General features: G+C 68.6%; 9 protein-coding genes and 1 pseudogene. 6 read left to right on the top strand and 4 right to left on the bottom strand.

The genetic code is table 11. The features are described from left to right. Positions 1 to 91 precede the first annotated feature (91 nt). From L810_RS39535 to L810_RS39525, 3 genes are all read right to left on the bottom strand, one after another. A complete protein-coding gene (locus L810_RS39535) occupies positions 92 to 1,288 on the bottom strand; it encodes a phosphoglycerate kinase (RefSeq protein WP_021163742.1) in 1,197 nt (398 codons plus the stop codon). A gap of 280 nt (positions 1,289 to 1,568) precedes the next feature. Then, complete coding sequence (locus L810_RS39530) at positions 1,569 to 1,892, bottom strand: AzlD domain-containing protein (protein WP_021163740.1); 324 nt, start codon at positions 1,890 to 1,892, stop codon at positions 1,569 to 1,571. Then, on the bottom strand, positions 1,889 to 2,644 hold the full coding sequence (locus L810_RS39525; protein WP_042978151.1) for an AzlC family ABC transporter permease: 756 nt from the start codon (positions 2,642 to 2,644) through the stop codon (positions 1,889 to 1,891). The genes L810_RS39530 and L810_RS39525 overlap by 4 nt, the downstream gene beginning before the upstream one ends. Before the next feature lie 205 nt (positions 2,645 to 2,849). Here L810_RS39525 and L810_RS39520 point away from each other — a divergent pair, with 205 nt between their 5' ends. The 6 genes from L810_RS39520 to L810_RS39495 all read left to right on the top strand — a co-directional run bounded on the left by L810_RS39520 (position 2,850) and on the right by L810_RS39495 (position 7,415). Further along, entirely contained in the window at positions 2,850 to 3,773 is a 924-nt protein-coding gene (locus L810_RS39520; RefSeq protein ID WP_011353071.1) for a branched-chain amino acid transaminase, read from the top strand. A gap of 50 nt (positions 3,774 to 3,823) precedes the next feature. Further along, a complete protein-coding gene (locus L810_RS39515; protein WP_006749970.1) occupies positions 3,824 to 4,018 on the top strand; it encodes a zinc-finger domain-containing protein in 195 nt (64 codons plus the stop codon). Positions 4,019 to 4,164: 146 nt separating this feature from the next. Further along, a complete protein-coding gene (gene waaF / locus L810_RS39510) occupies positions 4,165 to 5,202 on the top strand; it encodes a lipopolysaccharide heptosyltransferase II (RefSeq protein ID WP_021163739.1) in 1,038 nt (345 codons plus the stop codon). Between the two features lie 115 nt (positions 5,203 to 5,317). Further along, positions 5,318 to 5,764 (top strand): nuclear transport factor 2 family protein, encoded by a 447-nt coding sequence (locus tag L810_RS39505; RefSeq protein WP_006749968.1) that lies wholly within the window; start codon positions 5,318 to 5,320, stop codon positions 5,762 to 5,764. Positions 5,765 to 5,797: 33 nt separating this feature from the next. Continuing rightward, entirely contained in the window at positions 5,798 to 6,835 is a 1,038-nt protein-coding gene (locus L810_RS39500; protein WP_021163738.1) for a hydrolase, read from the top strand. After that, positions 6,828 to 7,415: a DUF2946 family protein gene (locus L810_RS39495; RefSeq protein WP_021163737.1), complete on the top strand. Its 588-nt coding sequence runs from the start codon at positions 6,828 to 6,830 to the stop codon at positions 7,413 to 7,415. Before L810_RS39500 ends, L810_RS39495 begins: the two co-directional genes overlap by 8 nt. 28 nt (positions 7,416 to 7,443) lie before the next feature. Here the strand turns inward: L810_RS39495 and L810_RS39490 are convergent. Beyond that, a pseudogene (locus tag L810_RS39490) lies at positions 7,444 to 7,846 on the bottom strand (M48 family peptidase); the annotation flags it as partial.

The raw sequence follows: 7,846 nt of genomic DNA, 5'->3' as shown, positions 1-7,846 counted from the left end.
GCGGGCGCGCGTTTGCGCTTGCCCGCGCCGGCCGGCTGCTCCGCTTTCGCGGAGCGCGCGGCCTTCGTCACCCCTGCGCGCGCCGCCACGCTCAGGCCGCCCGCGTTTCGAGCACTTCCACCGCCGGCAGCTTCTTCCCCTCGAGGAACTCGAGGAAGGCGCCGCCGCCCGTCGAGATGTAGCTGACCTGGTCGTGGATGCCGTACTTCGCGATGGCCGCGAGCGTGTCGCCGCCGCCCGCGATCGAGAACGCGGACGATTTGGCGATCGCTTCCGCGAGCGTCCTGGTGCCGTTGCCGAACTGGTCGAACTCGAACACGCCGACCGGGCCGTTCCACACGATCGTGCCGGCCTTCTCGAGCTGGCTCGCGAGCGCCTTCGCCGTATCGGGGCCGATGTCGAGGATCATGTCGTCCGCTTCGATGTCGGCGACCTGCTTCACCGTGGCCGCGGCCGTCGGCGAGAATTCCTTGGCCGTGACGACGTCGGTCGGGATCGGCACCGACGCGCCGCGCTCGCGCGCTTCATCGATGATCGCCTTCGCTTCCGCGACGAGATCGGCTTCCGCGAGCGACTTGCCGATCGACAGGCCGGCCGCGAGCATGAACGTGTTCGCGATGCCGCCGCCGACGATCAGCTGGTCGACCTTGCCGGCCAGCGACTTCAGGATGGTCAGCTTGGTCGACACCTTCGAGCCGGCGACGATCGCCACCAGCGGGCGCGCCGGGTTGCCGAGCGCCTTGCCGAGCGCGTCGAGTTCGGCGGCCAGCAGCGGGCCCGCGCACGCGACGGGCGCGTACTTCGCGATCCCGTGCGTGGTCGCTTCCGCGCGGTGCGCGGTGCCGAACGCGTCGTTCACGTACACGTCGCAGAGCTTCGCTATCTTCTGCGCGAGCTCGTCCGAATTCTTCTTCTCGCCCTTGTTCACGCGGCAGTTCTCGAGCAGCACGACCTGCCCCGGCGCGACGTTCACGCCGTTCTCGACCCAGTTCGAGACGAGCGGCACGTCACGGCCGAGCAGCTCGGCGAGGCGCTTCGCGACCGGCGCGAGCGAATCTTCCGGCTTGAATTCGCCTTCGGTCGGGCGGCCCAGGTGCGACGTGACCATCACGGCCGCGCCGGCGTCGAGCGCGGCCTGGATGGCCGGCACGGACGCGCGCACGCGCGTGTCCTCGGTGATGTTGCCCTGGTCGTCCTGCGGGACGTTCAGGTCGGCGCGGATGAATACCCGCTTGCCGGCGAGCTGGCCGGCGGCGATCAGGTCGGTAAGACGCTTGACTTGGCTCATGTTGAACAGATTGAAGTAGTGGATGGGGAAAGGGGGTTCACGCTGGACGTGCGCGGGCTGCCGCGAAAGGGCGCCGGATGCGGCCGTGGCTGGCGGTTCGCATGACGCGCACGGGTAAAAAATCTCGAACGGGCATTCTAGCCGATCCACCTGGCAGACTGACCCGTGCGGCGGCGAATTCCGCCTATTTGGGATCGCGCGCGGAAACGGACACATTGCCGCAACGCAGCAATGCACCTGCACGAGCGGCCGGAGCCCGGCGGGCCTGAACGGCGGCTCATCAGAAGATCACGCGCAGCGCGGTGAACACGAGCATCCCGACGACGATCGTGCCGAGCATGCTGCGGCGCCACAAAAACCAGCCGAGGCCGGCGAGCGCCGCGTAGAACGGATGGTTGGACAGCGCGAACGACAGCCCGGCCGGCGTTTCGAGCACGTCGGGCAGCACGACGGCGACGAGCGCGGCCGCCGGCGCGTAGCGCAGCGCGCGCTGCGCGCGTTCGGGCAGCACGGTGCGCTCGCCGCCGATCAGGAACAGCGCGCGCGTGACCGCCGTGACGATCGTCATCCCGATGATGACGATCCAGATCTCCGTCGCGCTCATTCGATCTCCTTCTCGTGCACGGTTTCGGTGCGGATGCGCCGCCAGTCGGCCCGTTCGACGAAGAAGTCGGCCGTGCAGCCGGCCGCGAGCGCGGCGAGCACCGCGAGCGGCAGCGCGAGCCGGTACGGCAGGTCGAACGCGACCAGCGCCACGATGCCCGCGACCGCGACGGCCGCGAGCGTCGAGCGGTTCGCGACGGCCGACACCATGATCGGGATCAGCGCGAGCGTGCCGGCCAGCTCCAGCCCCCAGCTCGCAGGGAAGAAGCTCGCGAGCAGGATGCCGGCGAGCGACGACACCTGCCACGACAGCCAGCTCGCGAGCGCCATCCCCCAGAAATACGCTTCCTTGCCGGGCACGCGACCGTAGGCGAAGCCCTGTTTCTGGAACAGCAGGTAGATCACGTCGCCGTTGAAATAGCCGATCGCCAGGCGCCGCCACAGCGGCAGGTAGGAAAAATGGGGCGCAAGCCCGGCGCTGAAGATCACGAAGCGCGTGTTGACCATCGCGGCCGTGAGCAGGATGGTCCAGATCGGCAGCTTCGCCGCGAGGAGCGGCAGCACCGCGAGCTGCGACGAGCCCGCGTAGACCAGCAGCGACATCGCGCTCGCCTGCGCGAGTGTCATGACCGACTTGCTCATCGCGATGCCGGTGACGAGCCCCCACGAGAGAATCGCCATCAGCGTCGGGGAATAGTCGCGCGCGCCCTGGATCAGCGCGAAGCGGTCGGTGGCGGACAATCGAGCGAGCATGGGAAGCGGGCCGCGGCGGGCGGTTCGTCGGGCCGCCGGCGCCTCCTGCCGGTACGACCCGTCGTTATTGGAATCGGTACCGGGCGATTATAGCGCCGGCCCCGTGCCGACCGACCGGATCGCCGGCAAATGACGCTAAAATAAGCGTCTTTCCGGCTCAACGCTGCATACAACCCGCTGTACAACTGCTTCCCAGGAGAATCCTATGTCAATGGCCGACCGCGACGGCAAGATCTGGATGGACGGCAAGCTGATCGACTGGCGCGACGCCAAGATCCACGTCCTGACCCACACGCTGCACTACGGCATGGGTGTCTTCGAGGGCGTCCGCGCGTACAAGTCGGCTGACGGCAGCACCGCGATCTTCCGCCTGTACGAACACACGAAACGTCTGCTGAATTCGGCGAAGATCTTCCAGATGGACGTGCCGTTCGACCGCGAAACGCTCGAAGCCGCGCAGCTGGAAGTCGTGCGCGAGAACAAGCTCGAGTCGTGCTACCTGCGCCCGATCATCTGGGTCGGCTCGGAAAAGCTCGGCGTGGCCGCGAAGGGCAACACGATCCACGTCGCGATCGCCGCCTGGCCGTGGGGCGCGTACCTCGGCGAGGAAGGCCTCGCGAAGGGCATCCGCGTGAAGACGTCGTCGTTCACGCGCCACCACGTGAACGTGTCGATGGTCCGCGCGAAGGCGTCGGGCTGGTACGTGAACTCGATCCTGGCGAACCAGGAAGCAACGGCCGACGGCTACGACGAGGCGCTGCTGCTCGACGTCGACGGCTACGTGTCGGAAGGCTCCGGCGAAAACTTCTTCCTCGTGAACAACGGCAAGCTGTACACGCCCGACCTGTCGTCGTGCCTCGACGGCATCACGCGCGACACGGTCATCACGCTCGCGAAGGACGCCGGCATCGAGGTGATCGAGAAGCGCATCACGCGCGACGAGGTCTACACGGCCGACGAGGCGTTCTTCACCGGCACGGCCGCTGAAGTCACGCCGATCCGCGAACTCGACAACCGCACGATCGGCAGCGGCGCGCGCGGCCCCGTCACGGAAAAGCTCCAGTCGGCGTTTTTCGATATCGTGTCGGGCAAGAACGCGAAGTACGCGCACTGGCTGACGAAGGTCTGAGCGCGCCGCGCCACCGACCGCCCCACAAAAGAGTGATAAGAGAAAGTCCCATGAGTGAAATCAAGGAAATGCCGCTGGTCGAGCTGACGGCCAAGGATCTTCCCGCGTACTGCCCGAACCCGGCCATGGCGCGCTGGAGCGCGCACCCGCGCGTCTTCATCGACGTCTCGCACGGCGAAGCACGCTGCCCGTACTGCGGCACGCGCTACAAGCTGCGCGACGGCGAGGTCGTCAAGGGCCACTGAGCCCCGGCGGCCGGGCCTGCAGGCTTGCAGGCCCGCCGACCCAACGCGGCGCAGCCGGGCTTCCGGCGCGCCGCCGTTCTCCATTCTGGCAACCCGAACGCGGCGCCTGGGCGCCGCGCTTCATCAAGACATCGGAAGTCGACCTGATGCGTCGAGCGCTGGTTATCGCACCGAACTGGATCGGTGACGCATTGATGGCGCAGCCGCTTTTTGCGCTGCTGAAGAAACTCCATCCCCGCATCGCGATCGATGCCGTCGCGCCCTCGTGGGTCGCGCCCGTGCTCGATCGGATGCCCGAGATCCACGATGTCTACGCGACCGATCTCGCGCACGGCAAGCTGCAGCTGCTGCGCCGCTGGCAGCTCGCGAGCGACCTGCGCGACGTCGGCTACGACGCGGCGTACGTGCTGCCGAATTCGCTGAAGTCCGCGGTGATCCCGTGGCTCGCGAACATCCCGCTGCGGATCGGCTACACGGGCGAGCACCGCTATGGGCTGCTGAACGTGCGGCACGCGAACCCGACCAAGTCGGGCGAGCGGCCGCCGATGACGACCCACTACGCGGCGCTTGCGTACGCGCCGGGCGCGAAGCTGCCCGAGTCGATGAAGACGCTGCCCGCGCCGCGCCTCGACGCGGACCTGAACGAGACGGCGCGCGTGTCCGCGCGCTTCAACCTCGATACGCGCAAGCCGCTCGTCGTGTTCTGCCCGGGCGCGGAATACGGCCCGGCCAAGCGCTGGCCGCCCGAGCACTTCGCGTCGCTCGCCACCATCGTCCATCAGTCGTTCCCGTACACGCAGATCGTCGCGCTCGGCTCGCAGAAGGACGCCGCGGCCGCGCAGGCGATCGCCGACCACGCGCCGAACGTGCGCAACCTGTGCGGGCAGACGTCGCTGTCGGAGGCATGCGCGCTGATCGCGCGTGCGAACGCGGTGGTCACCAACGATTCGGGGCTGATGCACGTCGCCGCCGCGCTGCGCCGGCCGCTCGTCGCGCTGTACGGCTCGACGGATCCGCGCCACACCCCTCCGCTGTCGGACCTGGCGAAGGTACAATGGCTTCATCTCGAATGCAGTCCCTGCTTCGAACGCGAGTGCCCGCTCGGCCACCTGAAGTGCCTGCGCGAACTCGGTCCCGAGCAGGTATTCGGCGATTTGCGCGGCATGCTCGTCGGGCAACGCTGACCCTGGCCGGCAGCGTCGCACGACGCGCCGGGCAATCCGATTCACCGGTGTACGGCGGCTCCATCCGGGCCGCCGTGCTGAATACGGCGCGCGACGCGCGCGAGAGATAACCCCGATGCCACGTTTTGCCCGCCTCTTCGAAGCCGCCGCCGATACGCTGAACGCCTACTACCAGGCCGTCGCCGATGCCAATCTCGACGCGCTGCTGGGATTGTGGATCGACGAGGATTTCGCCAGCTGCGTATGGGCGGACGGCGAGCATCTGCACGGCCTCGACCAGATCCGCAGCGGGCTCGCCAACCGGCTCGCCACGCGCCCCGTGACGATCGAGCCGCTCGACATCCGCGTGTACGACAGCCTCGGCACGGTCGTCTATACGATCGCCGAAGCGCATCAGCAGGCCGACCTGACGGCCGAACCCGACATGGTTTTCGCCACGTACGTGATGATTCACGAGCGCGGCGAGTGGCGCATCGCGCATATTCACGCGAGCCCGATTCCCGAACAGGCGGCCGGACAGTTCGCCGCGAAGATCCGTCACGGGCAGGGTCCGCTGCACTGACGAAGAACGAAGCAACGCATTAGCGGGGCGATCATGAGTACGGCTTCTCCGCCCACCTCGCCGCTGACCGGGGCCCCGGCCCCCAACGACGATTCATCGCGCTATCGCGCACCGCGCTGGCTGCCGAACAGCCATGCCCAGACCATCGTGCCCGCGCTGTTCGCACGGCGCCCGGCCGTCGCTTACCGACGAGAGCGATGGGAAACCCCCGACCACGATTTCATCGATCTCGACTGGGTCGCGCATCTCGACAGCGCGGCGCCGCCGCCCGATGCGCCGCTGTTCGTGCTGTTCCACGGCCTCGAAGGCAGCTCGGGCTCGCACTACGCGCTCGCGATGATGGCCGCCGCGCGCGCGAAGGGCTGGCACGCGGTCGTCCCGCACTTTCGCAGTTGCAGCGGCGAGATCAACCGCCAGCCGCGCTTCTACCATCTCGCCGACAGCGCCGAAGTCGACTGGATCCTGCGCCGGCTCGCCACGCAGCATCGCGGGCCGCTGGTGGCGGCCGGCGTGTCGCTCGGCGGCAACGTGCTGCTGCGCTGGCTCGGCGAGCATCGCAGCGACACGTCGATCCTGCGGGCCGCCGCCGCGATCTCGACGCCGATCGACGTGCACGCGGGCGGGCGCGCGCTGTCGCAAGGCTTCGCGATGGTCTACACGCGCAGCTTCCTGAAGACGCTCAAGCGCAAGGCACTCGCGAAGCTCGACCAGTATCCGGGGTTGTTCGACCGTGAAGCGATGCTGCAGGCCGTGACGATGCGCGACTTCGACGAAGTCGTGACCGCGCCGCTGCACGGCTTCGCGAACGCGGACGACTACTGGACGAAGGCGACGACCCGGCCGCTGCTGCCGGAGATCGACGTGCCGACGCTGATCCTCAACGCCCGCAACGACCCGTTCCTGCCCGAATCCGCGCTGCCCGGCCCGGCCGACGTATCGCCGGCCGTCGAGCTCGACCAGCCCGCGGACGGCGGTCACGCGGGATTCATGACCGGGCCGTTCCCCGGCCGTCTCGACTGGCTGTCGGCGCGGGTGTTCGGCTATTGCTCCAAATTCGTCGACCATGGATGACATCGTCAGGCAGGCCCTCGCCAAATGGCCGAACGTGCCGCACTGTACCGGCTGGCTGCTGCTCGACCGGCGCGGCGAATGGCGGCTGCGCGACGACGCGGCCCAAGCGGCCGGCGAGCTCGGCTCGCCGATCCGGCATGCGGCGCTGAACGCGTTCATCGGCCGCAACTACGAATGCGATGCGCAGGGCCAGTGGTTCTTCCAGAACGGACCGCAGCGCGTGTACGTCGAGCTTGCCTATACGCCGTGGGTCGTCCGCCTGGCCGAACACGACGGGCAACTCGCGCTCACCGACCAGACCGGTACGCCGTTCGAACCGGACGAAGCCTGGCTCGACGACGCGGGCGGCGTGCTGTTTCGCTCGGCCGGCACGGCACCGCGCATCGCGGCGCTGCACGATCACGATCTCGGGCTGTTCGCCGATCACGCGGATTTCGACGCCGCACCGCCGGTACTGCGCTGGCGCGACGGCCGCACGCTGCCGCTCGGCAGCATCGTCTGCGCGGACGTGCCTGCGCGGTTCGGCTACGTCGCCAGCCCGGCACGACAGGCCCGCGACGCGGCCGGCGGCGACGCCTGACCCGCAGCGGCTTGGCGCGCGCCGGACGCTAACCGCGGCCGTTCTTCTCGTCTTCGCGCTCTTCCTTGTAGCGCGCCTCGAATTCCAGCAGCCGCGCGCCGATCATCGACTGCTCGTAGAACGAGACATCTTTCGCGTCGCGCGCTTCCTTCAACTGACGAATCGCAGACGGCCACGCGCCGTCGAGCGCAAGCTTCTCCGCGAGCGCGCGGCGCCGCGCCAGCACGTCGCCCTTGCCGTCGCTCGCCTTCGCGAGATAGTCCCACCAGTCCGGCTGCTCGGGGTCGGCCTTCGCCTGCGCGCGCGCCTGCGCCTGCGCGTCGGCGAAACGGCGCGCCGCGATCAGTGCCTGAAGATGCCCGACGATCGCCGCGTGCGACGCCGGCCAGCGCCGCTGCGCGAGCGCCGCGAGCCGCACCGCTTCGTCGGTG

It is taken from the genome of Burkholderia sp. AU4i, from assembly GCF_000466765.1.
In the GTDB taxonomy this organism is placed as follows: Bacteria; Pseudomonadota; Gammaproteobacteria; order Burkholderiales; family Burkholderiaceae; genus Burkholderia; species Burkholderia cepacia.
This window is presented reverse-complemented; position numbering and strand designations above follow the sequence as displayed.

Coding starts and splice junctions, on each gene's coding strand:
- L810_RS39535 (WP_021163742.1), bottom strand. CDS start 1,288: ATGAGCCAAGTCAAGCGTCTTACCGACCTGATCGCCGCCGGCCAGCTC.
- L810_RS39530 (WP_021163740.1), bottom strand. CDS start 1,892: ATGAGCGCGACGGAGATCTGGATCGTCATCATCGGGATGACGATCGTC.
- L810_RS39525 (WP_042978151.1), bottom strand. CDS start 2,644: ATGCTCGCTCGATTGTCCGCCACCGACCGCTTCGCGCTGATCCAGGGC.
- L810_RS39520 (WP_011353071.1), top strand. CDS start 2,850: ATGTCAATGGCCGACCGCGACGGCAAGATCTGGATGGACGGCAAGCTG.
- L810_RS39515 (WP_006749970.1), top strand. CDS start 3,824: ATGAGTGAAATCAAGGAAATGCCGCTGGTCGAGCTGACGGCCAAGGAT.
- waaF (WP_021163739.1), top strand. CDS start 4,165: ATGCGTCGAGCGCTGGTTATCGCACCGAACTGGATCGGTGACGCATTG.
- L810_RS39505 (WP_006749968.1), top strand. CDS start 5,318: ATGCCACGTTTTGCCCGCCTCTTCGAAGCCGCCGCCGATACGCTGAAC.
- L810_RS39500 (WP_021163738.1), top strand. CDS start 5,798: ATGAGTACGGCTTCTCCGCCCACCTCGCCGCTGACCGGGGCCCCGGCC.
- L810_RS39495 (WP_021163737.1), top strand. CDS start 6,828: ATGGATGACATCGTCAGGCAGGCCCTCGCCAAATGGCCGAACGTGCCG.